The sequence below is a fragment of the Pseudomonas sp. IT-P258 genome (genome assembly GCF_949767825.1).
Lineage (GTDB): Bacteria > Pseudomonadota > Gammaproteobacteria > Pseudomonadales > Pseudomonadaceae > Aquipseudomonas > Aquipseudomonas monachiensis.
This window is the reverse complement of sequence record NZ_CATKPU010000043.1, coordinates 391152-413528: the sequence shown is the minus strand read 5'-3', so window position 1 is coordinate 413528 and position 22377 is coordinate 391152. Positions and strand designations below refer to the sequence as shown.

At 61.7% G+C, this 22377-nt stretch carries 19 protein-coding genes and 1 riboswitch; of the genes, 6 read left to right on the top strand and 13 right to left on the bottom strand.

The window, feature by feature from the left end; genetic code table 11:
• Positions 1 to 187 precede the first annotated feature (187 nt).
• The 8 genes from parC to ACM6G4_RS17695 form a co-directional block, all read right to left on the bottom strand.
• Positions 188 to 2458 carry a DNA topoisomerase IV subunit A gene (gene parC / locus ACM6G4_RS17730; protein WP_095943185.1) on the bottom strand — a complete coding sequence of 757 codons (2271 nt, stop codon included), beginning with the start codon at positions 2456 to 2458 and terminating at the stop codon, positions 188 to 190.
• Positions 2459 to 2465: 7 nt separating this feature from the next.
• On the bottom strand, positions 2466 to 2990 hold the full coding sequence (locus tag ACM6G4_RS17725) for a TIGR02281 family clan AA aspartic protease (RefSeq protein ID WP_056725499.1): 525 nt from the start codon (positions 2988 to 2990) through the stop codon (positions 2466 to 2468).
• Positions 2987 to 3976, bottom strand: a complete 990-nt coding sequence (locus tag ACM6G4_RS17720) for an esterase-like activity of phytase family protein (protein WP_056725501.1) — start codon at positions 3974 to 3976, stop codon at positions 2987 to 2989. Before ACM6G4_RS17720 ends, ACM6G4_RS17725 begins: the two co-directional genes overlap by 4 nt.
• A complete protein-coding gene (gene parE, locus ACM6G4_RS17715; RefSeq protein WP_414914214.1) occupies positions 3976 to 5880 on the bottom strand; it encodes a DNA topoisomerase IV subunit B in 1905 nt (634 codons plus the stop codon). Before parE ends, ACM6G4_RS17720 begins: the two co-directional genes overlap by 1 nt.
• A gap of 50 nt (positions 5881 to 5930) precedes the next feature.
• On the bottom strand, positions 5931 to 6539 hold the full coding sequence (locus tag ACM6G4_RS17710; RefSeq protein ID WP_414914213.1) for a YqiA/YcfP family alpha/beta fold hydrolase: 609 nt from the start codon (positions 6537 to 6539) through the stop codon (positions 5931 to 5933).
• Positions 6540 to 6688: 149 nt separating this feature from the next.
• Entirely contained in the window at positions 6689 to 7504 is an 816-nt protein-coding gene (gene cpdA, locus ACM6G4_RS17705; RefSeq protein WP_414914212.1) for a 3',5'-cyclic-AMP phosphodiesterase, read from the bottom strand.
• Between the two features lie 112 nt (positions 7505 to 7616).
• On the bottom strand, positions 7617 to 8069 hold the full coding sequence (locus ACM6G4_RS17700) for a DUF1249 domain-containing protein (protein ID WP_007977461.1): 453 nt from the start codon (positions 8067 to 8069) through the stop codon (positions 7617 to 7619).
• Positions 8060 to 8677, bottom strand: a complete 618-nt coding sequence (locus ACM6G4_RS17695) for an NUDIX domain-containing protein (protein ID WP_056725510.1) — start codon at positions 8675 to 8677, stop codon at positions 8060 to 8062. Before ACM6G4_RS17695 ends, ACM6G4_RS17700 begins: the two co-directional genes overlap by 10 nt.
• 224 nt (positions 8678 to 8901) lie before the next feature.
• Here ACM6G4_RS17695 and ACM6G4_RS17690 point away from each other — a divergent pair, with 224 nt between their 5' ends.
• Positions 8902 to 9648, top strand: coding sequence for an RsiV family protein (locus ACM6G4_RS17690; RefSeq protein ID WP_102669298.1), 747 nt, complete (start codon positions 8902 to 8904; stop codon positions 9646 to 9648).
• Here the strand turns inward: ACM6G4_RS17690 and cytX are convergent.
• Positions 9617 to 10909, bottom strand: coding sequence for a putative hydroxymethylpyrimidine transporter CytX (gene cytX, locus ACM6G4_RS17685; protein ID WP_414914211.1), 1293 nt, complete (start codon positions 10907 to 10909; stop codon positions 9617 to 9619). The genes ACM6G4_RS17690 and cytX overlap by 32 nt on opposite strands.
• 115 nt (positions 10910 to 11024) lie before the next feature.
• Positions 11025 to 12914 carry a phosphomethylpyrimidine synthase ThiC gene (gene thiC / locus ACM6G4_RS17680; RefSeq protein WP_056725516.1) on the bottom strand — a complete coding sequence of 630 codons (1890 nt, stop codon included), beginning with the start codon at positions 12912 to 12914 and terminating at the stop codon, positions 11025 to 11027.
• A gap of 166 nt (positions 12915 to 13080) precedes the next feature.
• Positions 13081 to 13186: riboswitch (TPP riboswitch) on the bottom strand.
• Between the two features lie 205 nt (positions 13187 to 13391).
• On the opposite strand from thiC, the gene ACM6G4_RS17675 reads away from it, so the two are divergent.
• Positions 13392 to 14831: a TolC family outer membrane protein gene (locus ACM6G4_RS17675; protein WP_056725518.1), complete on the top strand. Its 1440-nt coding sequence runs from the start codon at positions 13392 to 13394 to the stop codon at positions 14829 to 14831.
• Positions 14832 to 14931: 100 nt separating this feature from the next.
• On the opposite strand, the gene waaA is transcribed toward ACM6G4_RS17675, so the two are convergent.
• Together waaA and ACM6G4_RS17665 are read right to left on the bottom strand one after the other, a co-directional pair.
• Positions 14932 to 16209 carry a lipid IV(A) 3-deoxy-D-manno-octulosonic acid transferase gene (gene waaA, locus ACM6G4_RS17670; RefSeq protein WP_414914210.1) on the bottom strand — a complete coding sequence of 426 codons (1278 nt, stop codon included), beginning with the start codon at positions 16207 to 16209 and terminating at the stop codon, positions 14932 to 14934.
• Positions 16210 to 16220: 11 nt separating this feature from the next.
• On the bottom strand, positions 16221 to 17123 hold the full coding sequence (locus tag ACM6G4_RS17665; RefSeq protein WP_177413774.1) for a LysR family transcriptional regulator: 903 nt from the start codon (positions 17121 to 17123) through the stop codon (positions 16221 to 16223).
• 103 nt (positions 17124 to 17226) lie between these two features.
• Here ACM6G4_RS17665 and ACM6G4_RS17660 point away from each other — a divergent pair, with 103 nt between their 5' ends.
• The 4 genes from ACM6G4_RS17660 to ACM6G4_RS17645 all read left to right on the top strand — a co-directional run bounded on the left by ACM6G4_RS17660 (position 17227) and on the right by ACM6G4_RS17645 (position 20689).
• Positions 17227 to 17559, top strand: coding sequence for a DMT family transporter (locus tag ACM6G4_RS17660; RefSeq protein ID WP_015093202.1), 333 nt, complete (start codon positions 17227 to 17229; stop codon positions 17557 to 17559).
• 147 nt (positions 17560 to 17706) lie between these two features.
• Positions 17707 to 18882 carry an NAD(P)/FAD-dependent oxidoreductase gene (locus tag ACM6G4_RS17655; protein ID WP_414914209.1) on the top strand — a complete coding sequence of 392 codons (1176 nt, stop codon included), beginning with the start codon at positions 17707 to 17709 and terminating at the stop codon, positions 18880 to 18882.
• Positions 18879 to 19691 carry an aldo/keto reductase gene (locus ACM6G4_RS17650; protein ID WP_414914208.1) on the top strand — a complete coding sequence of 271 codons (813 nt, stop codon included), beginning with the start codon at positions 18879 to 18881 and terminating at the stop codon, positions 19689 to 19691. The genes ACM6G4_RS17655 and ACM6G4_RS17650 overlap by 4 nt, the downstream gene beginning before the upstream one ends.
• A gap of 32 nt (positions 19692 to 19723) precedes the next feature.
• Positions 19724 to 20689, top strand: a complete 966-nt coding sequence (locus tag ACM6G4_RS17645) for a metal ABC transporter ATPase (protein WP_414914207.1) — start codon at positions 19724 to 19726, stop codon at positions 20687 to 20689.
• Positions 20690 to 20845: 156 nt separating this feature from the next.
• On the opposite strand, the gene hldE is transcribed toward ACM6G4_RS17645, so the two are convergent.
• Positions 20846 to 22267: a bifunctional D-glycero-beta-D-manno-heptose-7-phosphate kinase/D-glycero-beta-D-manno-heptose 1-phosphate adenylyltransferase HldE gene (hldE, locus tag ACM6G4_RS17640; protein ID WP_046039763.1), complete on the bottom strand. Its 1422-nt coding sequence runs from the start codon at positions 22265 to 22267 to the stop codon at positions 20846 to 20848.
• Between the last annotated feature and the right edge of the window lie 110 nt (positions 22268 to 22377).

Below are 22377 nucleotides of genomic sequence, written 5' to 3'. Positions count from 1 at the left end.
CGCAAAAAGGCTGACCACAGTGAAAATACTCAATAAATATGAAGAACGCGCGGCAATGCCGGCGCTTGAAAGGCCATATCATCCGTGAATATGCGTTCCGACTCCAGCGCAAAGCGCCGAACTACGGGTTAAATCGTAGATCGGCGCCTCAAACTCGCGTTCTTCGGTCAACTGAACGCAGTAGCGCTCAGTTGACCGGGCTTTCGACGAGTAGCGCATCTACCCGCTGGAAGCCCCGCGGCAACTTATTGCCACGACGACCACGTTCACCCTTGTAGTGTTCGAGATCGTCCGCTTTCAGTGACAAGGTACGTTTCCCGGCCTGCAACACCAGTGTTGCACCGTCCGGCAATACGGCGATGTCCGTCACATACTCTTCACGACTGGCCACTCGTTCACCGGGGATCCCGATGATCTTGTTGCCTTTGCCCTTACCTAATTGTGGCAGGTCGCTGATCTTGAATATCAGCAGGCGACCTTCGGTCGTCACCGACGCCAGCCAGTTCTGCTCACGATCGGCCACAGGGCGCGGCAGCATGACCTTGGCGTTGTTCGGCAGGCTCAACAGGGCCTTGCCCGCCTTGTTCTTGGCTTGCAGGTCTTCACCCTTGACCACGAAACCGTAGCCGGCGTCGGAGGCAATCACGTACAACGCGTCGTCTTCGGGCATCAACACGCATTCGAAACTCGCCCCTGGCGGCGGCGTCAGGCGACCGGTCAGCGGTTCGCCCTGGCCACGAGCCGACGGCAAGGTGTGGGCGGCCACCGAATAACTGCGGCCGGTGGAGTCGATAAACACGGCAAACTGGTTGGAGCGCCCGGCTGCCAGAGCCTTGAAACCGTCCCCGGCCTTGTAGGAAAGCCCGGTGGCGTCGATTTCGTGGCCTTTGGCGGAGCGAATCCAGCCTTTTTCCGACAGCACCACCGTCACTTTCTCGTTCGGCAGCAGATCGTGCTCGGTCAGGGCCTTGGCTTCGGCGCGCTCGACGATAGGCGACCGACGGTCATCGCCGTAGGTTTCAGCGTCCTTGATCAGCTCGCTGCGCACCAGTTTTTTCAACTTGGTTTCGCTGCTGAGCAGGGCTTGCAGCTTGGCTTGTTCCTTGAGCAGTTCATCCTGCTCGGCACGCAGCTTCATCTCTTCCAGTCGCGCCAACTGACGCAGACGGGTGTCGAGGATGTAGTCAGCCTGGATTTCGCTGAGGGCGAAACGTTCGATCAGCGCGGCTTTCGGGTGTTCCTCGGTACGGATGATGTGGATCACTTCATCCAGGTTGAGGTAGGCAATCAACAAACCGTCCAACAGGTGCAGGCGACGCTCGACCTTGTCGAGGCGGAATTGCAGGCGACGACGCACGGTCTGCACCCGGAACTCCAGCCATTCGACCAGCAGCGCCCGCAGGTTCTTCAGCTGCGGCTTACCGTCCAGGCCGATGATATTGATGTTGACCCGGTAGCTCGACTCCAGCTCGGTGCTGGCGAACAGGTGCTGCATCAGGGCATCGTGGTCGAAGTTTTTTCGCGCGCCCGGAATGATCACGATCCGGCACGGGTTTTCGTGGTCGGATTCGTCACGCAGGTCGGCGATTTGCGGTGCCTTGGACGGCTTGGCCTGCATCATCGCGGCGATCTGTTCCAGCACCTTGGCGCCCGAGACCTGATGTGGCAGCGCGGTGACGATGATGTCGCCGTCTTCGATGTGATACACGGCGCGCATGCGCACCGAACCGCGACCGGTTTCGTAGATTTTCAGCAGGTCGGCGCGCGGGGTGATGATTTCCGCTTCGGTCGGGTAGTCCGGGCCCTGGATGTGTTCACAGAGCTGTTCGACCGTGGCCTTGGGCTCGTCGAGCAAACGCACGCACGCCGTGGCGACTTCCCGCAGGTTGTGCGGCGGAACGTCGGTGGCCATGCCCACGGCGATACCGGTGGTGCCGTTGAGCAGGATATTCGGCAAACGTGCCGGCAACACCAGCGGTTCGTCGAGGGTACCGTCGAAGTTCGGGCCCCAGTCCGCCGTGCCCTGGCCCAGCTCGCTGAGCAGCACTTCGGAATAACGCGACAGCCGCGCTTCGGTGTAACGCATGGCGGCGAAGGACTTGGGATCATCCGGCGCACCCCAGTTGCCCTGGCCGTCGACCAGCGTGTATCGATAGCTGAACGGCTGGGCCATCAGCACCATGGCTTCGTAGCAGGCCGAGTCGCCGTGGGGGTGGAACTTACCGAGCACGTCACCGACGGTACGCGCCGATTTCTTGTGCTTGGAATCGGCGTCCAGCCCCAACTCGCTCATCGCATAAATAATGCGGCGCTGTACCGGTTTCAGACCGTCGCCGATATGCGGCAAGGCACGGTCCATGATCACGTACATGGAGTAGTTGAGGTAGGCATTTTCGGTGAAGTCAGCCAGTGACCGGCGTTCTACACCGTCCAGGCTGAGATCAAGGGAGTCGCTCATGCGGGCCTCATCGGTTCGTTGTCTGGCGCAGCAGCATGGTGCCACCGCGCTGGGTAAATTCAAGTTTGTTCAGTGCGCTCATGCCGAGCAACACCTGATCGCCGTGCAGCCCCGGGGCCACCAGTGCGCGTACATCCCGTAGCACGATGTCGCCCAGTTGCAGGCGCTCGATACGGGTGCGATAGCCCTGGCTCAGGCCGTTGGCCGTGCTCAGGGTCACGCCGAATCCTTCTTCGAGCTTCAAGCGCTTGGCCAGGCCCGCCGGAATCGACACATCGGTCGCCCCGGTATCGAGCATGAAGTCCACCGGCTGGCCGTTGATCTGGCCGCTGGCGACGAAATGCCCCTGCACATTGCTCACCAGTTTCACCTCGATGAAACCTTCGCCCTGCTCCGAACTGACCACCACATTCGGATTTTGCTGACGCGCTTCCCACTGGGCGAAAAACCGCGTGGCCAGAAACAGCGCCGCACACCAGGCCAGCACCATGAACACCCGGCCGATACGCTGCCCCGGGCTTTGTTGTCTCATGGCCTGGCACTCCAGCCACCTTCCGGTGCGGCGAAACGCCAGACCACCGGGCGGACTTCACCATCGGCGCGCGCGCCGAAGTTATTGTCGACACCGATCCAGGCGCCATCGGCATCCACGATCAACGCTTCTTCCAGCCCGTAGTTCTGTGAATAACGACGGCTCTCCTCCAACAACTCGGCGGCGTACGACCAGCAGCGCTCGACCTTGGCCGTCTGCGCATCCCGGCGACAGATCTGGAAGGCATTGCGGTCAAGGGTGAACAGCTTGCCGTTGAACAGCGACAGGTCAGAAAAATCCCGCGGGACAGGCTTGGCACGGGGAAACTGCTCGGGCTGCATTTCCATGCCCGCCTCGCTCAGCAGCACGCAACCACCGTCGCAATCCCACAACGTCTGCTGGCGCTTGATCATCAGTAACCCCCGGCCTTGACGCTCGGCGGCGAGCCACATCCGATCCCCCGCCGGATTGATCACCAGCCCTTCGAACAGCGCATTGAATTGCAACAGCAGGCCTCTGGCCCGTGCCTCGCGAACCATCATCGGCGAAATTTTAAGCCAGGTGGCAGGCCCCGTTGGCGGCACTTGCAAGACAGCGGCATGGCCTTCGCTGACGATGTAGCGATTGCCGGCGCTGTCACAGGTGATGCCTTCGAAGTCCAGATCGCCGCCACGCACGAACGAAGCCCCCCAGACGCGAGACTTCAGCCCCCAGGGCAAACCGCTGTCCGGCACCGTCGGTACGTCGATGTGCACAGTTTGTGCCTGCCACACGGATTCGCGGGTATCGAGGCGGTAGATCTGGCCATCGTCGCGGTCGGAAACCGCCCACAGGTCATTGCCGCACTGCGCCAGCCCGGACAGGTTGCCGCCGCGCATGCCGTCGATGACATGCCCGGACAACACGCGCAGCTGTGGCGCCGGCTCGGCGGATACCGTAATCGACGTCAGCAGCAACCCACAGGCCAGGGCAAAGCCCAGACGCATCAGCCCAGCACCTCGGCCAGGTTGCCCTTGGACTCCAGCCAGGTCTTGCGGTCACCGGCGCGTTTCTTCGCCAGCAGCATATCCATCATTTCCGAGGTGGCCTCGAAATCTTCCAGGGTCAACTGCACCAGGCGCCGGGTGTTCGGGTCCATGGTGGTTTCGCGCAGCTGTGGCGGGTTCATTTCGCCCAGACCCTTGAATCGGGTGACCTGCGGCTTGCCGCGCTTCTTCTCGGCCACCAGGCGATCGAGGATGCCATCGCGTTCGGCTTCATCGAGGGCGTAGTAGATCTCTTTGCCCAGGTCGATGCGGTACAACGGCGGCATCGCGACATAGACGTGACCGGCATCCACCAACGGGCGGAAATGCTGGACGAACAAGGCGCAGAGCAAGGTCGCGATGTGCAGACCGTCGGAGTCGGCGTCGGCGAGGATGCAGATCTTGCCGTAGCGCAGCTGGCTCATGTCCGCCGCGCCCGGGTCGACGCCGATGGCCACGGCGATGTTGTGCACTTCCTGGCTGGCCAGCACTTCGCTGCCGTCGACTTCCCAGGTGTTGAGGATCTTGCCCCGCAACGGCAGGATCGCCTGGAATTCCTTGTCCCGTGCCTGCTTGGCGGAACCGCCGGCGGAATCACCTTCCACCAGGAACAGCTCGGAACGCATCGGGTCCTGCCCGGCACAGTCGGCCAGCTTGCCCGGCAGCGCCGGGCCTTGGGTAATGCGTTTGCGCTCGACCTTCTTGCTGGCCTTGAGGCGACGGCCGGCATTGTTGATCGCCAGTTCCGCCAGCAGCATGCCGGTTTCCGGGTTGGCATTGAGCCACAGGCTGAACGCATCCTTGACCACACCGGAGACGAACGCCGCCGCTTCACGGGACGACAGGCGCTCCTTGGTCTGGCCGGAGAATTGCGGTTCCTGCATCTTCATCGACAGCACGAAGGCGATGCGCTCCCAGACGTCTTCCGGCGCCAGCTTCACGCCGCGCGGCAACAGGCTGCGGAACTCGCAGAACTCACGCATGGCGTCGAGCAGACCTTGGCGCAAGCCGTTGACGTGGGTACCGCCCTGGGCCGTCGGGATCAGGTTGACGTAGCTTTCCTGGACCGCGTCGCCACCTTCGGGCAGCCACAACAGCGCCCAATCCACCGCTTCTTTATTACCCGCCAGGCTGCCGCAGAACGGCTCGTCCGGCAGGCGCTCGAATTCGCTGACCGCATCCACCAGGTAGGAACGCAGGCCGTCTTCGTAATGCCATTCGATTTTCTCGCCGGTGGCCTTGTCTTCAAAGCTGACCAGCAACCCCGGGCACAACACGGCCTTGGCCTTGAGCACGTGCTTGAGGCGGCTGATGGAGAATTTCGGGGAGTCGAAGTATTTCGGATCCGGCGCAAAGAACACGCTGGTGCCGGTGTTGCGCTTGCCGACCGTACCGACGATTTCCAGCTCGGTGGCCTTGTAGCCATCCTTGAAGGTCATCTGGTATTCGTTGCCGTCACGCTTTACCCGCACCCGCACTTCGGTGGACAAGGCGTTGACCACGGAAATACCCACCCCGTGCAGACCGCCGGAGAACTGGTAGTTCTTGTTGGAAAACTTGCCACCGGCATGCAGCTTGGTGAGGATCAGCTCGACACCCGAAACACCTTCCTCGGGGTGAATGTCCACCGGCATGCCACGGCCGTCGTCGCTGACTTCCAGGGAATGGTCGGCATGCAGGATCACCTGCACCGATGAGGCATGCCCGGCCAAGGCTTCGTCGACACTGTTGTCGATGACTTCCTGGGCAAGGTGGTTCGGCCGACTGGTGTCGGTGTACATGCCGGGGCGTTTGCGCACCGGGTCGAGGCCCGAGAGGACTTCGATGGCGTCTGCGTTATAAGAGCTAGCGCTGGGAGTGGCCATGGGGTCTCGTCGTCAGTGTTCGGTGAAAAAAGAATTCATGGGGCTATCGCTCACAATGCGGTGAAATCGATTGCCTGATACAAATCGGCGCCAATGCCGGCAAAACTCAACATGGCCGGCAGTTGCGTGGCAAAACCCTGGAAACCGTGATCGCCGCCGGCCTGGATACGCAAGGCGCATGCCCGGTAATACTGCTGGGCGAGGCGATAGTCCAGTGTTTCGTCAGCTGTCTGCAACCATACCTGATAACGCTGTGGATCCTGGGGCGCCGGCACTTCCAGTTCGGCCAGGGCCGTCACGTGGTCGTGGGTCATTTCCCAGGTCTCTTCGGTATACAGGTTTTTCTGCGTCCCCAGAAAGCCGTCGAACATCCGGTGCGGGCTGACGGCAGGGTTGATCAACAGGGCTTTCAAGCCAAGGCGCTCGGCCAGGTGAGTGGCATAGTAGCCGCCGAGCGAGCTGCCGACCAGCAGTGGCCGCCCCAGCTCGGCAATCGCCTGTTCCAGCTGCTCGATAGCCTGACGCGGATGGTGGTGCAACGCCGGAACGCGCAAGTGTTCGCTCAGGCCCAGACGCTCCATCAGCTCGACCAACTGACAGGCCTTCTTCGACAACGGCGAGCTGTTGAAGCCGTGGATATAAAGGATCGAACCGGACATTTGAGCTCCCTGTGCGTCGGCTAAAAAGCCGCAGTTTACTGTAGGAGCTGTCGAGTGCAACGAGGCTGCGATCTTTTGACTTTGTTTCTTGAAAGCAAGATCAAAAGATCGCAGCCTCGTTGCACTCGACAGCTCCTACAAGGGATTTATCAGTAGCCGTTGGAGCCGTAATCCACAGTGAAATCAAACCCGGTCACCCGCTCCACCCCGGTTTCCAGCCGCCCGTCGGGAAGCAACCGCAGCCAGCGATAGCCCGGCGCCTGTTCCCCGACCTTGAAATCCTCGCTGCCGGGTTCGAACTGGATGCAGGTCGACGGCGAGGCGATCAGACGTACGCCGTTACGTAATTGATCGATTTCCTGGTGCACATGCCCCCACAGCACGGCACGCACCTGTGGAAAACGATCCAGCACTTCAAAAAACGCCTCGGGATTGCGCAGACCGATAGGCTCCATCCAGGCGCAACCAATCGAAACCGGGTGATGGTGCAAGCACACCAGATGATGACGTTCCGGCGCTTCGCTCAACGAGCGGGCGAGCAACTGCAGCTGTTCATCCTGCAAATATCCCGGCACCGAGCCTGGCACCGCCGAATCGAGCAAGGTGACCCGCCAGTTGCCGATATCCACCACAGGTTCCAGCAAAGCGCTCTGCACCGCCGCCTCGGCCATGATCCGTGGCTCGTCGTGATTGCCGGGAATCCAGCGCGCCGGTGCATCGAGCTGACGCGTCATGTCGCGAAATTGTTGGTAAGACTCCAGCGTCCCGTCCTGGGACAGATCACCCGTGGCCAGGATCAAGTCAATCCGTGGCTGTTGCGCGCGCACCAGCTCGATGACCTTTTGCAGGCTGTCGCGGGTGTTCATGCCCAGCAACGCGCCGTCCGCTTCGGCAAACAGGTGGCTGTCGGAGAGTTGCACCAGCAACGCCGGATCGGCGGTGGTCAATGTGGATACGCTCGGCAAGGCGTTCTCCCAGGGCGTGATCACGGGGATGGGTAAGTGCCGCAATTATGCTGGGGGACGATCGAAAGAGGAAATCTGTGATCCTGACGCAGTTCACAACTGCGCTTCACAACTAACGTACGACTTCGTACTCATGCCCCAGCGCCAGGCAATGGCTCAGCCATTCGCCCAGAAACATGTTCAGCTGGGCCTTTTCGTCCGGCTGGTGCATCGAGGCATTCGGGTAAGGATAGATGCCGCGAAAGCGTCGTGCATGTTCGGCGCTGACCACTTCGGCCATGCGCGCGTCGTGATAGACCTGCACTTCCAGTTGCGGCACCGGCAGCCAGGGCAGGCTGTGCTCCTGACGCACTTGCAGGGTCGTGGTGTAAGGACAGGTCAGCAGGACTTCCAGGGCCAGCACACCGAGCATCTGATCGCCATGGGTCACGGCGATGCGCCGCGCGGCGGGCTCGCTGCGCATGTCCGGCAGCAGTCGCATCAAGCGCGCGTAGTTCGCCTCGCAGGACGCTTGCAGCCCCACCAGGTCCACCCGATAGCGATCGCGCAGCTTGTTTACGACCATAACCCCCTCACTTCAACGCGGTTCAAAGCCAGCCATTGCAAGGCAATGATGCTCGCCGCGTTGGCAATACGCCCGTCGCGCACGGCTTGCAGGGCATCTTCGAAAGCCCAGACCGTGACGCGGATGTCTTCTGCCTCTTCCTCCAGCCCATGCAGGCCGCCAACCCCGGTAGTGTCGCAACGCCCCAGGTACAGATGCACGAATTCGTTGCTGCCGCCCGGCGATGGAAAGTATTTGGTGATCGGCCAGAGCGCCCCGATTTCAAGCCCAGCTTCCTCCTGCGCCTCGCGGTGAGCAACTGCTTCCGGCACTTCATCCTTGTCGATCAGACCAGCGACCAGTTCGATCAGCCACGGGTTGTCGGTCTTGTCCATGGCGCCGACGCGAAACTGCTCGATCAGCACCACTTCATCGCGCTGCGGATCGTAAGGCAGCATGCACACTGCGTCATGGCGAACGAACACTTCGCGATTGATCTCGCGGCTCATGCCCCCGGCGAACAATTCGTGGCGCAAGTGCACGCGTTCGAGTTTGTAGAAGCCCTCGTAGCACTTTTCGCGCCGCACGATATCAACGGCGGTCGGAATGGCGTTGGCAAAATCCGTCATGACTATCCTCTTTTACTGCAAGTCCTGTTCGAGGTGCTTTTTTCCTGGGCCTCGACTTCGCGCCATCCTAACGCGCCCGTGACGTTTGATGCAGCCCCTTTCCTGTCAGCGGGATGGACGGTGAGGGCGAAACCCACTCTAATTAGCTTAGTGGCGAACTGACTGCTTTGTTGAGAGTCGAAGCCGGTAACTTTTTGCCTTCCCCTGTTTCAGAAAGGACGCTCATGTCGCTTTTCAAAATCGCCTCCGTGGCCGCTATCGCCCTGACCCTGGGCGCTTGCGCGAGCCTGTTCCAGCCCAACTACCGGACGCCGCTGGAGACCACCCGCGACGCCTCCGAGCAACTCAAGCCCGGTTGCAGCAATCCGGATTGCCCGCTGGTCAACATCGACACCCTGCACTTCCCGGACGAGCCTGCGCTGGACGGGATCATCGAAAAGCGCCTGCTGCAAATGACCCGCACCTCGCCCGACGCGCCGGTTGCCCCGACCCTGGCGGCCTATCGCGAAGAGTTTTTGCGCACCGCCGGCCCGCGCTTCAGCAGCTATCTGCAGGCAAAGGTACGTGAGCAGCATGACGGCTTGGTGATCGTCGAATTGTCCAGCTACCTGGACACCGGCGGCGCCCACGGCACCCCAGGTCGAGGTTTCATCAACTATTCACGCCAACAGCATAAAGTGCTGACACTGTCGGACATGCTGGTGCCAGGGCAGGAAGACGCATTCTGGAAAGCCGCGCAAGTGGCACACAACAGCTGGCTGATCAGCACCAAGCTCGATCAGGAACCGGAGTTCGTGAAGAGCTGGCCGTTCCAGAAAACCCAGAACGTGGCGCTGACCTACGGCGGGGTGATCCTCAAGTACGAAACCAGCACCATCGCGCCTTACGCGCTGGGCCATGTCGAACTGAAGATCCCCTACCCTCGCCTGAACGGCATCATCAAGCCCGAGCTGTTTCCCGGCCGTAACTGAAGGCCCGGCCCAGCACTAGCTGGAGCAACCCTGCCACGACCAGTGCCGGCAGGGTCGCGCCGATATCCGGATACAGGTTGGCCAACAAGTGATAGGTGCTGACCCCGCCCAGCCAGGCAAGCAGCGCCGGCCAGCGCAGTGCGGCCGAGGCCACCTGGGCGCTGCGCTTGCGCAGGATGAAGTGGTCAACCAGCACCACGCCGAACAACGGCGCAAACACCGAGCCGATCAGCAGCAGGAAGTTCTGGTACTGGGCTAACGGCGCCAGCAGGGCAATCAGCGTGCAGATAACGCCGATGGCCAGGGCCAGGTGCTCGACCTTGGCGCGCAACAGAATCCCGCTGGACACCGCCGCCGAGTGAATATCGGCAAAGGCGTTTTCCGATTCATCCAGAAGAATCAGCAGCAGTGGAATCCCCAGGCCGGCACCGGCCAGCGCCAGCAGCAAGGCATTGACTTCACCGCTCGGCGCGAACGCCAGGGTATAGGCCACGCCCAGGCTCATCAGCCAGAAATTACCGATGAAGAAACCGATGGCGGTGCCACCGAAGACGTTTTTCGCCCGCTTGCCGAAGCGCGAGTAGTCGGCGATCAGCGGCAACCACGACAGCGGCATGGCAATGGCGATGTCGAAACCCACGGCGAACGGCATCGAACCGTCACCGGCCTGGGCCCACAATGCGGCCAGATCAGCCTTGGCGAACAGGTTCCAGGTCAACCAGGTGCACGCGGCCAGCAGCAGCCAGATGCCCCATTTGCGCAGGATCTGCCGGACGAACGTCAACGGGCCGCTGACAGCCAACAGGGTCGCCAGCGCACCGAAGAACAGCGTCCACATTATCGGATTGGACAGCCAGCTACCGTCGCTGAACGCCTTTGCGCCCAACAGACTGGCGGCGTCGCGCATGACGATGATTTCGAACGAACCCCAGCCGATCAATTGCAGCAGGTTCAGCACCGCCGGCAGGCTCGCGCCTTTGGCGCCGAGGCTGAGCTTGAGCGCGGCCATCGACGACAGGCCAGTGTCACTGCCAATCACGCCAACCGCGGCCAGCAGCAAAACGCCGACCAGGGTGCCGAGGAAAATCGCCAGCAACGAACCGGACAGGCCCAGGCCTGGCGCGAGCAATGCGCCGGTCTGCAACACCATCAGGCCGATGCCGAGGGAGAACCACAGGGAAAACAGGTCGCGACCGCCGAACACACGATTGTCGGTCGGCACCGCGATATCGGGAGAATAAGTGCTGGGTTGAATGCTCAAGGGTGTTATCTCAGAGGGACACATTTTGTTATTCGGATCTTCGCTGACTGGTCTGACGCCATCGCGAGCAAGCTCGCGATGGCGGCGGTGAAAACACCGCCGACCTCAGCTCAGATCAAACTTTCTGATACAGCTGACTGCCTTCCTGCTTGAAGCGCTCGGCCTGTTCGGCCATGCCCTGGGCAACGTCCACGTCGACCGCTTCGATCCGTTGGTTGGCCGCATACTCGCGGACTTCCTGGGTGATCTTCATCGAGCAGAATTTCGGCCCGCACATCGAGCAGAAATGCGCGACCTTGGCCGAATCCTTCGGCAGGGTTTCATCGTGATACGAACGCGCGGTGTCCGGATCCAGGCCCAGGTTGAACTGGTCTTCCCAGCGGAATTCGAAACGCGCCTTGCTCAAGGCATTGTCGCGGATCTGTGCGCCCGGGTGCCCCTTCGCCAGATCGGCGGCATGCGCGGCGATCTTGTAGGTGATGATCCCGGTCTTCACGTCATCCTTGTTCGGCAGGCCCAGGTGTTCCTTCGGTGTCACGTAGCAGAGCATGGCGCAACCGAACCAGCCGATCATCGCCGCACCGATGCCGGAGGTGATGTGGTCGTAGCCCGGTGCGATGTCGGTGGTCAGCGGGCCGAGGGTGTAGAACGGCGCCTCGTCGCAGCACTCCAGCTGCTTGTCCATATTCTCTTTGATCAACTGCATCGGCACGTGGCCCGGGCCTTCGATCATGCACTGCACGTCGTGCTTCCAGGCAATCTTGGTCAGCTCGCCGAGGGTCTCCAGTTCGCCGAACTGCGCTTCGTCGTTAGCGTCGGCAATCGACCCCGGACGCAGGCCATCGCCGAGCGAGAAGCTGACGTCGTAGGCCTTCATGATTTCGCAGATGTCTTCGAAATGGGTGTAGAGGAAGTTCTCTTTGTGATGCGCCAGGCACCACTTGGCCATGATCGAACCGCCACGGGAGACGATGCCGGTCACGCGCTTGGCGGTCATCGGCACGTAGCGCAACAGCACGCCGGCGTGGATGGTGAAGTAGTCGACGCCCTGCTCGGCCTGTTCGATCAGCGTGTCGCGGAACAGCTCCCAGGTCAGGTCTTCGGCCACGCCGCCGACTTTTTCCAGGGCCTGGTAGATCGGCACCGTACCGATCGGCACCGGCGAGTTACGGATGATCCACTCGCGGGTTTCGTGGATGTGCTTGCCGGTGGACAGGTCCATGACCGTGTCCGAACCCCAGCGAATGCCCCAGGTCAGTTTCGCCACTTCTTCTTCGATGGACGAACCCAGGGCGCTGTTGCCGATGTTGCCGTTGATCTTCACCAGGAAGTTACGGCCGATGATCATCGGTTCCAGTTCGGTGTGGTTGATGTTGGCCGGAATGATCGCGCGGCCACGGGCGATTTCGTCACGGACGAATTCGGGGGTGATGATTTTCGGCACGCTGGCGCCGAAGCTGTGGCCGGCGTGTTGCTGGTCCAGCAGGCCGGCGGCGCGGGCCACTTCCAGCTTCATGTTTTCGCGGATGGCGACGTATTCCATCTCGGCGGTGATGATGCCTTGGCGCGCGTAGTGCATCTGGCTGACGTTGGCGCCCGGCTTGGCGCGACGCGGGTTGTTGACGTGGGCGAAGCGCAGCTTTGTCAGCTCAGGATCGGCAAGGCGTTCCTGGCCGAAATTCGAACTCAGGCCGCTCAGGCGCTCGGTGTCGCCACGGGATTCGATCCACGGCGAACGCACGTCGGCCAGGCCTTTGCGCACGTCGATGATGACGTTGGGGTCGGTGTACGGGCCCGAGGTGTCGTACACCACGACCGGTGCATTGATCTCGCCGCCGAAGTCGGTCGGCGTCACATCAAGGCTGATTTCGCGCATCGGCACGAGGATGTCCGGGCGAGTGCCCTGGACATAGATTTTTTGCGAGCGGGTAAACGGCTGAACCGATTGCTGATCGACCTTGGCCGAGTCACTCAGGTTGGTGGCGATTTTTGATTTTGTAGTCATCACGGGCTCTCCAGACACACATCCAGGCAGTGGATTTTTTGTCGGAGCGAACCTGTAAACGAATGGACGCACGGGCGCTGGAGAAACCAGCTGTGCTGTGCTCAGTGCTCGAGGGGTGTTCGATTGTCGAACAACATCCCGGACGAAGCACAAGAGGACTCGCCGGGTGACGAGAAATCTTGTTCCCTACGCAGGCGCTAACCTGATCAGGTTCAACGGGATCCGAAATTATTCGATCTCAGCCTCATAGCAAGGCACCCCGACAAGAACCCGGCCAGTCTAGACACAACTGGCAAAGAACGCCAATCCCACTGCAATTACCGTGATGAATGGCGTAATTACACGCAGTATCAGGATTGTTGCGGCCCCAATGCACAACTACACTCGCTACGCTGAGCCGCTCATTGACGCTGTCAAACCATGGCCTTAGCCTTGGCGCTCAAATTACCTCTGTAATATCAATTCTAGGGATCGTCTATGCTGCGCAAACTCTCACTGGCCCTCGCCGTGTCTTGTGCGTCCAACGGAATGGCCTGGGCAGCAGATGCGCCCTTATCGGCCAAGACGGACCTGGTCAGCGTTTATCAGGAAGCCGTCAACAACAACGCCGACCTGGCGGCTGCCATCGCCCAATACGGCGCGCAGAAAGAAGTCGTGCCCCAGGCCCGCGCCGGGCTGCTGCCGAACCTCTCGGGCGGCGCCAATGTTGCCGAGGTGCGTACGTCGCTCGATCAACCTTCGGGCACGACCAACCGCGATGCTCATTCCTACCAGGCCACTTTGGCGCAACCTTTGTTCCGCGCCGATCGCTGGTTCCAGTTCCAGGCCGCCAAGGAAGTCAACGAACAGGCTGCCCTGCAACTCTCGGCGACCGAGCAAAACCTGATCCTGCAAACCGCTGACAGCTATTTCAACGTGCTGCGCAGCCAGGACAACCTGGCCTCGACCAAGGCCGAAGAAGCGGCGTTCAAACGCCAGCTCGATCAATCCAACGAGCGTTTCGATGTCGGCCTCTCGGACAAGACCGACGTATTGAACTCACAGGCCAGCTACGACACCGCACGCGCCAACCGCATCGTTGCGCAGCGCCAGGTGGACGACGCCTTTGAAGCATTGATCACCCTGACCAACCGCCAGTACAACTCGATCTGGGGCATCAGCCATAACCTGCCGATCCTGCCGCCAGTACCGAACGACGCCAAGGCCTGGGTCGAAACCGCGGGCAGGCAGAACCTCAATCTGTTGGCCAGCAACTATGCCGTCAGCGCCGCCGAACAAACTGTCAAGCAGCGCAGGTCCGGGCACTTGCCAACGGTTGACGCGGTCGCCAAGTACGAGAAAGGCGACAACGATGCGCTGGGCTTCAGCAATCCGGTTCCCTTGGGCCAACCCTACGGCGGCAACGTCGAGCAAACGACCGTGGGCCTGCAACTGAATATCCCGATCTACAGCGGCGGCCTGATCAACTCCCAGGTGCGTCAGTCCTATGCACAACTGGACCAGACCGAGCAGCAACGCGAATCCCTGCGCCGCAGCATCGTGGAAAACACCCGCGACCTGCACCGCGCGGTGAACACCGATGTCGAGCAGGTACAGGCGCGCAAGCAATCGATCATCTCCAACCAGAGCGCTGTGGAAGCGACTGAAATCGGCTATCAGGTGGGTACGCGAAACATCGTCGACGTGCTGGATGCGCAGCGTCAGCTCTACACCTCGGTACGCGACTACAACAACACCCGCTACGACTACATCCTCGACAACCTGCGCTTGAAGCAACAGGCCGGCACGTTGAATCCGGGGGATCTGCAAGTCCTGGCACGCTGGCTCAATCCGAACTACAACCCGGACAAAGACTTCCTGCCACCGGATCTGGCCAAGGCGGCAGAGGAGCAGTTGAAAGCGCGACCTGATCAGTAAAAACCAAAGATCGCAGCCTGCGGCAGCTCCTACAGGATGAATATCAATCCCGTGCAGGAGCTGCCGCAGGCTGCGATCCTTTTCTGTCCGACGACTCGGTCTATTGGCCGATCAACCGCCCCAACCCGTCCAGCAAGCGCTGCAATGCGCCCTGATTGGTGCGCATCACTTTCAACCCGGCCTCTGCCATTCGCTGCGCATCTCGCGGCAGTTCGAACAGCCGCTGCACCGCCACCGCCAGCCCTTCGGCATCCTCCACTTCCTGCAACGCCCCGGCACTGCGCAACTGCGCGGCAATTTCGAGGAAGTTGAAAAGATGCGGACCGCTCAATACCGGTTTAGCCAAGGCTGCTGGCTCCAGCAAATTATGCCCGCCATTCGGCACCAGGCTGCCGCCGACGAATGCGCTGTCAGCCAGGGCGTAGAGAAACAGCAACTCGCCCATGGTGTCGCCCAGCAGCACTGAAGTATTTGCGCTGACCGCATCGCCACTGGAACGGCGGACCGTGGCAAACCCCTGTTGCTGGCACAACCCGAACACCGAATTGAAGCGCTCCGGATGACGCGGTACCAGAATCAGCAGGGCATCGGGGTGACTGGCCAACAACTGACGATGAGCCGCCAGCACCACCTCGTCTTCGCCGTCATGGGTACTGGCCGCGATCCACACCGGTCGTTCCAGTGCCCGCCATTGCCCGCGCAGTTCAACAGCGCGTTCCAGCAGTTGCGGGTCGATGGTCAGGTCGAACTTGATCGAACCGGTCACTTCGACGGTTTCGTTCCGGGCGCCCAGGTTGCGCAAGCGTTGCGCCTCGGCTTCGGTCTGCACCGCGAACAGGCTCATCTCGGCCAGCATCGGCTGGGTCAGCCTGGGGAACCGGCCATAGCCCCTGGCCGAACGCTCGGACAGCCGCGCATTGGCCAGTGCCACGGGGATCCCGCGCTTGGCGCATTGATGGATATGGTTGGGCCACAGTTCGGTTTCCATGATCACCGCCAGTTTCGGCTGGACCCGATCGAGGAAGCGCCGGGCAGCGCAAGGCAGGTCGTAAGGCAGATAACAGTGCTGGATGCGCGGCTCATTGGCGAACAGTGCATGGATGCGTTCCGAACCGGTCGGCGTCATGCAGGTCACGGTGATCGGCAGATCCGGATAACGCGCCAGCAAGGCGCGGATCATCGGCGCGGCCGCAATGCTTTCGCCCACCGACACGGCGTGCACCCAGATGCCGCCCGGTTTCATCGCCGGCATTCCGTAGGAAAAGCGCTCGCCGATACGCCTGGCATAAGCCGGCGCCTTGCGCGCGCGCAGCCAAAGCCGAATCGCTACCAATGGCAGCCCCAGATAAAACAGCGCGGTGTAGAGAGTTCTATTCATGGCGGCGGAGTTTATCGGCTTTTTTCGCCTATCGCCTGCAAGTGCACGGCAAAACGTTCGGCGAGCCAGCGCGCGGCCGGACCGAGCGGTTCATCCCGGCGCCATACCAGTTCCACCACCAGGGCCGGCGGGGTCCACTCGCTGACCAGCTCGACCATCTGGTTCTGATAGGTCGGGTACTGAACTACGTGGCGCGGCAACCAGGCCCAGCCGAGGCCGCGCACCAGCCATTCGGCCATCACATAGAAACTGTCGGCACGCCAGACCTGCGGGCTGGCCGGATCACTGCCGGGATAAATGCTCGACTCCGTGGACATCAGCAACTGCCGATGTTGCGCCAGCTGCTGGCCGTCCACTGCACCTTTGCGCGCCAACGGATGATCCTTGCCGCACACCGTAACCATTTCCACGCTGCCCAGCACCCGCCGCTCAAGCGCCTCGGGAATCTGATCATGAAAGAACAGCAACCCCAAGTCGGCGCGCCGCTCCACTAGTTTGCGCGCCACATCGCCTTGGGCGGCGCTGGTCAACTGCACTTCAAGGCTGGGGAATTTTTCCGCCAGGGCCTCGAAGCTTTCGATGATCGGCTGATAAGGCATCGCCTCATCCTGCGCCACACGCAGTCGCGCTTCCTGCCCGCGCATCATCGCCAGCGCCCGGCCATTGAGTCGTTCGCACTGGCGCAATACTTCCCGCGCTTCGTCCAGCAAAGCGGTACCGGCTTCAGTGAGTTTCGGCTGACGACCGCTGCTGCGGTCGAACAGGCTGACGCCCAGGTCTTCTTCCAGCAACGCTATCGAACTGCTGACCGCCGACTGCGCCTTGCGCTGATCCCGCGCCACGGCAGAAAACGAACGCTGCTCCGCTACGCTGACAAACAACCGCAGCTGCTCCAGATTCCATTGCATGCTCATGGCCCAACCCATCTTATAAACAGATAGGTAATGACTTTACCGCATCTGGCGAATCTCTAGAATGCCGACCTCAGAGAGCAACACTTCACACGAGGATTGACCCATGACCGCTTACTACTACCTGGCCATTGCCATCTGCGCCGAAGTGATTGCCACTGTTTCGATGAAAGCGGTCAAAGGCTTCAGCACCCCGCTGCCACTGGTGCTGGTCATCGTCGGTTACGGGATCGCCTTCTGGATGTTGACCCTGGTGGTGCGCAGCGTTCCGGTGGGCGTGGCGTACGCCGTGTGGGCCGGCATGGGGATCGTGATGGTCAGCGTCGCCGCGCTGTTTATCTATGGGCAGAAACTGGACGTGCCGGCGATGCTGGGGATGGCGTTGATTGTGCTGGGCGTCGTGGTTATCCAGCTGTTCTCCAAGACTGCCGGGCATTGATAAAAAGATCGCAGCCTGCGGCAGCTCCTACAAAGGCAGACCGGACCCACCCGTAGGAGCTGCCGCAGGCTGCGATCCTTTTCCCGTCTCAGCTCCAATCCATGAATCTGTATACTGCGCCCTCGTCTTGAACACTGAGGTCGCCGAATGCCATCCGTTATTTCCACCGACGTGCTGATTGTCGGCGCTGGTGTCGCCGGCCTCTGGCTGAATGCGCGCCTGCGTCGCCAGGGTTTTTCGACCGTGCTGGTGGAAAGCGCCAGCCTCGGCGGCGGGCAGAGCGTGAAGTCCCAGGGCATCATCCATGGCGGCGCCAAATACGCGCTGCATGGCGCCCTGACCGGTGCCTCGGAAGCCATCGCCGACATGCCACGTCGCTGGCGTGAAGCCCTGGCCGGTAACGGAGAGCTGGACCTGTCCGGCGTACGCCTGCTGTCCGAAGCCCATTACCTCTGGTCCCCCGGCACCCTCGCCGGCAACCTCACCAGTTTCTTTGCCAGCAAAGCCGTGCGCGGTCGCGTCGATCAGGTCAAGGGCGAGCAATTGCCGCCAGCCCTGCAAGACAAGCGCTTCAAGGGCAAGGTCTATCGCCTGGCGGAACTGGTGGTCGATGTGCCGAGCCTGATCCAGCGCCTGGCCGACCTGGCCGGCGATGGCTTGCTCGCCGGCCAGACGATCGAGCCGCTGCTCGAAGGCGGCGTGCTGGTCGGCCTGAAGGTGGACGAGCGCGAGATCCGTGCCCAGCGCATCGTCCTGAGCGCCGGCGCCGGAACCGCGGCATTGCTCGAAACGCTGGGCCTGAGCCAGCCCGCCATGCAGCGCCGCCCGTTGCACATGATCATCGCCAAGGGGCCAAGCCTCAAACCGCTGTACGCCCACTGCCTGGGTGGTGGCACCAAACCGCGCATCACCGTGACCACGCACCCGGCGGCGGATGGCCAATGGGTCTGGTACCTGGGCGGCGATATCGCGGAATCCGAAGGCGTGACCCGTGAGCCCGCCGAGCAGATCGCCACCGCACAGAAAGAACTCGGCCAATTGCTGCCATGGATCGACCTGAGCACGGTGCAATGGGCGACCTTGCGCGTGGATCGCGCCGAACCGCTGCAATCAGGCCTGACCCGTCCCGACAACGCCTTTGTGGCCGAGGAAGGTCGACTGCTGGTGGGCTGGCCGACCAAGCTCGCCCTGGCACCGGACTTCGCCGACCGCGTCATCGCCAGCCTGACCCGCGACGGTATCCGGCCAAGCCACCCGGTAGCGCTGCCTGAACTGCCGAAGCCGCCGATGGGCGTACCCGCCTGGGAGCAACTGCTGCCATGAGCCAACTGACCCTGCACGACTTGCATCGCCCGCTGGGCAGCACCGGCCTGCTGGTTTCCCCCCTGGGCCTGGGCACGGTGAAACTGGGCCGCGACCAAGGGGTGAAGTACCCCAACGGCTTCCAGATTCCCGATGACGACGAAGCACGCATGCTGCTCAAACTCGCCCGCGACCTGGGCATCAACCTGATCGATACCGCCCCGGCCTACGGTCGCAGCGAAGAACGCCTGGGCCCGTTGCTGCGCGGCCAGCGCCAGGATTGGGTGATTGTCAGCAAGGTCGGCGAAGAGTTTGCCGACGGCCAGTCCCGTCACGATTTCAGCGCCGCACACACACGTATGTCGGTGGAGCGCAGCCTGCAACGCCTGGAAACAGACTTCATCGACCTGGTGCTGGTGCACTCCGATGGTAATGACCTGGCGATCCTCAATGACTGCGAAGTCTATGACACCCTCGCCGAGCTCAAGGCCGAAGGCAAGATTCTCGGTTTCGGCTTTTCCGGCAAAACCGTCGACGGCGGCCTGAAAGCGCTCGAGCAAGGCGACTGCGCGATGGTCACCTACAATCTCAACGAACAAAACGAGAAGGCCGTCATTGACTATGCTGCTGCACACGGCAAAGCCATTCTGGTCAAGAAAGCCCTCGCCAGTGGTCATGTCTGCCTGAGTCCGGGCGTGGATCCGGTGCGCGCCAGTTTCGAGTTGTTGTTTGAACATCCGGGTGTTGCCAGTGCTATTGTCGGGACCATCAATCCGCTGCACCTCGCCCACAATGTCGCGACCGTTGCCCAGGTCCTACGTAGCCACTGACGCCGCCCACGCGGCCTTAAGCAGGAGCCGACATGTCGCGTACGCTCATCAGAAAGAACCCGAGCAACTTCAAGACCCTGCCGTTATTCGTCGAAGCGACCCCCGAAGGCCTGGCTTACCAGAGCGTCGGCAGGCCGCTGAATTTCTCCCAGACCCTGCAACGTCGTCGGCCGGTGACGGTTGGCGACAGCGAACGGTTTGCCCTGGAACTGGCCAACCTCGGGGTTTCGGTGCGCCTGACCCTGCATTGGCAGAATCGCGACTATTGGGTGCTGGTGCGCCAACGCCGGCAGGACCGCGGCGATGTGGTGCTCAAGCTGATCTCCGGGTACGTGCCGGCCCATGAACTGAACCTGCCCTTGCACACGGCGATCCAGGAGATAGCCGAAGAGTGCCTGTTGGAAACCCCGGAAGGCTGGCTCGGTGGGCGCTTCAATGACACCTGGCTGCCGACGCCCTACTCGGCCGCCCTGCATTACCGCGAAGCCCTGCCGTTTCGCTTGTCGCCACTGTCCGGCTCGGCGCGGCCGGTACGTTGCGCCAACCTGATGCTGATAGAGCGCCCGCGGGCTTACGTGCATTTGCCAACAGCCTCGCTGCAACTGATCTACGACTTGCGCCTGGACGTTCCCAAGGATGCCAAATCCCTGAGCCTGTTCCATGTCGACGAACGACTGGAAGGTGATCAACTCGTCGCCCGCCTCGACCGCAAGCGCCCCGATCTGTACTTGATGCCCTTGCAGGACGGCCACCCGATGGCTGAGCTCTACACCTTGAAAAAGGATCAGCTGTACCCTGCCAGCACGCGCGGACTGTACCTGGCCGAGAGTTTTGCCCGACAGGAGGGCTGGCTGGTTCGCGACGAACGAATTCGCTGGAAGGACTGGGTGAGGCAGCAGGGTCTGACCCCGCCGGGGAAGGATTCGGGCCTGGCGCGATTGCGCGGCAAGGCCAAGCAATTGCTAAAGAAAATTGTGCCGCGCAAGGCGGCACGATAGCAAGAACCAGGAGCGGGGCTTTTGTGGCGAGGGAGCTTGCTCCCGCTCGGCTGCGCAGCAGTCGTGAAACCACCAGACGCGGTCCGCCTGAAAAACCGCGGTGCATGGCTTTGGGGCCGCTGCGCGACCCAGCGGGAGCAAGCTCCCTCGCCACAATCAAGACTTGCGGATCTTCTCGACAATGGCAGTGGTCGAGCTGTTTTCCACCAGCCCCAGCACTTTCACGGTACCGCCGTAGGCCGTCACAATGTCCGCGCCGACCACCTGGTCGATCCCGTAGTCGCCGCCCTTGACCAACACGTCCGGCTTGACCGCGCTCAGCAGGTTTTCCGGAGTGCCTTCCGAGAAGCTGATCACCCAGTCAACCGCCCCCAGGCCGGCCAGTACGGCCATGCGCCGGTCGACACTGTTGATCGGACGGCCCGGCCCTTTCAGGCGGCTGACCGATGCATCGTCGTTGATCGCCACGATCAGGCGATCGCCCTGGGCCCGAGCCTGTTCCAGATAGGTCACGTGACCGGCGTGCAGGATGTCGAAGCAACCGTTGGTGAACACGATCCGCTCGTTGTGCGCGCGGGCGTCATCGACCGCCAGCAACAGCTGTTCAAGGCCCAGCACTCCACGCTCGGAACCCTCCTCGCGCTGAATCGCACGACGCAGTTCCGGTGCACTGATGGCTGCCGTACCGAGTTTGCCGACCACGATACCCGCCGCCAGGTTAGCCAGGGCCACCGCATGGGGCAGTTCTTCGCCAGCGGCAATCGCGGCCGCCAGGGTGGAAATCACTGTGTCACCGGCACCGGTCACGTCGAACACTTCACGGGCCCGGGCCGGCAGGTGCAGCGCCGGATGATCCGGGCGCAGCAAGGTCATGCCGTGCTCGCCACGGGTCACCAGCAAGGCACCGAGGTCCAGGTCGTGCATCAACTGCGCGCCCTTGCTCACCAATTCGTGCTCGTCGGCGCAACCACCGACGATGGTTTCGAATTCGTTGAGGTTTGGCGTGATCAGGCTCGCCCCGCGGTAGATCGAGAAATCCTTGCCCTTGGGATCGGCCAGCACCGGGATGCCACGGGCACGGGCGGCCTGGATCAGCGCCTGATGGTTTTTCAGCGCGCCTTTGCCGTAGTCGGACAGCACCAGCACCTTGATGCCTTCGAGCAACTCGTCGACCTGCGCGGCCAGCGCCAGCGCGTCGGTGGCGAAGGGTTCTTCGAAGTCGATACGCAGCAGTTGCTGGTGGCGGCTCATGACCCGCAGCTTGACGATGGTCGGCTGGTGCGCGATGCGCTGGAAGATGGCCCGCACGCCGGCGCCCTTGAGGCTGTTGACCAGGCTGTTGGCGGCTTCATCGTCGCCGGTTACACCGACCAGCGAGGCCGGAGCGCCCAGGGCGGCAATGTTCAAGGCAACGTTGGCAGCACCGCCCGGGCGGTCTTCGATGTGATCGACCTTGACCACCGGCACCGGCGCCTCAGGAGAAATCCGTGAGGTACCACCATGCCAGTAACGGTCGAGCATGACATCGCCGACTACCAAGACAGGGGCTTGATCGAATCGCGGCATGGACAACTTCATGGTGCAACCCACATACAGAATGAACAGGGGCGCGATATTAACACAGGGTTGGTGTCGGCTAGTGCGGTGGCTGCAACCGGATGATTCGCCTGGGTTTATTGCTCATTTTT

Bases quoted from the DNA above. Each gene is read 5' to 3' on its own strand.
- ACM6G4_RS17720 (WP_056725501.1), bottom strand. From the start codon at position 3,976: ATGCGTCTGGGCTTTGCCCTGGCCTGTGGGTTGCTGCTGACGTCGATT.
- ACM6G4_RS17675 (WP_056725518.1), top strand. From the start codon at position 13,392: ATGCTGCGCAAACTCTCACTGGCCCTCGCCGTGTCTTGTGCGTCCAAC.
- ACM6G4_RS17660 (WP_015093202.1), top strand. From the start codon at position 17,227: ATGACCGCTTACTACTACCTGGCCATTGCCATCTGCGCCGAAGTGATT.
- ACM6G4_RS17650 (WP_414914208.1), top strand. From the start codon at position 18,879: ATGAGCCAACTGACCCTGCACGACTTGCATCGCCCGCTGGGCAGCACC.
- ACM6G4_RS17725 (WP_056725499.1), bottom strand. From the start codon at position 2,990: ATGAGACAACAAAGCCCGGGGCAGCGTATCGGCCGGGTGTTCATGGTG.
- parE (WP_414914214.1), bottom strand. From the start codon at position 5,880: ATGGCCACTCCCAGCGCTAGCTCTTATAACGCAGACGCCATCGAAGTC.
- ACM6G4_RS17700 (WP_007977461.1), bottom strand. From the start codon at position 8,069: ATGGTCGTAAACAAGCTGCGCGATCGCTATCGGGTGGACCTGGTGGGG.
- waaA (WP_414914210.1), bottom strand. From the start codon at position 16,209: ATGAATAGAACTCTCTACACCGCGCTGTTTTATCTGGGGCTGCCATTG.
- thiC (WP_056725516.1), bottom strand. From the start codon at position 12,914: ATGACTACAAAATCAAAAATCGCCACCAACCTGAGTGACTCGGCCAAG.
- hldE (WP_046039763.1), bottom strand. From the start codon at position 22,267: ATGAAGTTGTCCATGCCGCGATTCGATCAAGCCCCTGTCTTGGTAGTC.
- ACM6G4_RS17695 (WP_056725510.1), bottom strand. From the start codon at position 8,677: ATGACGGATTTTGCCAACGCCATTCCGACCGCCGTTGATATCGTGCGG.
- ACM6G4_RS17645 (WP_414914207.1), top strand. From the start codon at position 19,724: ATGTCGCGTACGCTCATCAGAAAGAACCCGAGCAACTTCAAGACCCTG.
- parC (WP_095943185.1), bottom strand. From the start codon at position 2,458: ATGAGCGACTCCCTTGATCTCAGCCTGGACGGTGTAGAACGCCGGTCA.
- ACM6G4_RS17655 (WP_414914209.1), top strand. From the start codon at position 17,707: ATGCCATCCGTTATTTCCACCGACGTGCTGATTGTCGGCGCTGGTGTC.
- ACM6G4_RS17665 (WP_177413774.1), bottom strand. From the start codon at position 17,123: ATGAGCATGCAATGGAATCTGGAGCAGCTGCGGTTGTTTGTCAGCGTA.
- ACM6G4_RS17690 (WP_102669298.1), top strand. From the start codon at position 8,902: ATGTCGCTTTTCAAAATCGCCTCCGTGGCCGCTATCGCCCTGACCCTG.
- ACM6G4_RS17710 (WP_414914213.1), bottom strand. From the start codon at position 6,539: ATGTCCGGTTCGATCCTTTATATCCACGGCTTCAACAGCTCGCCGTTG.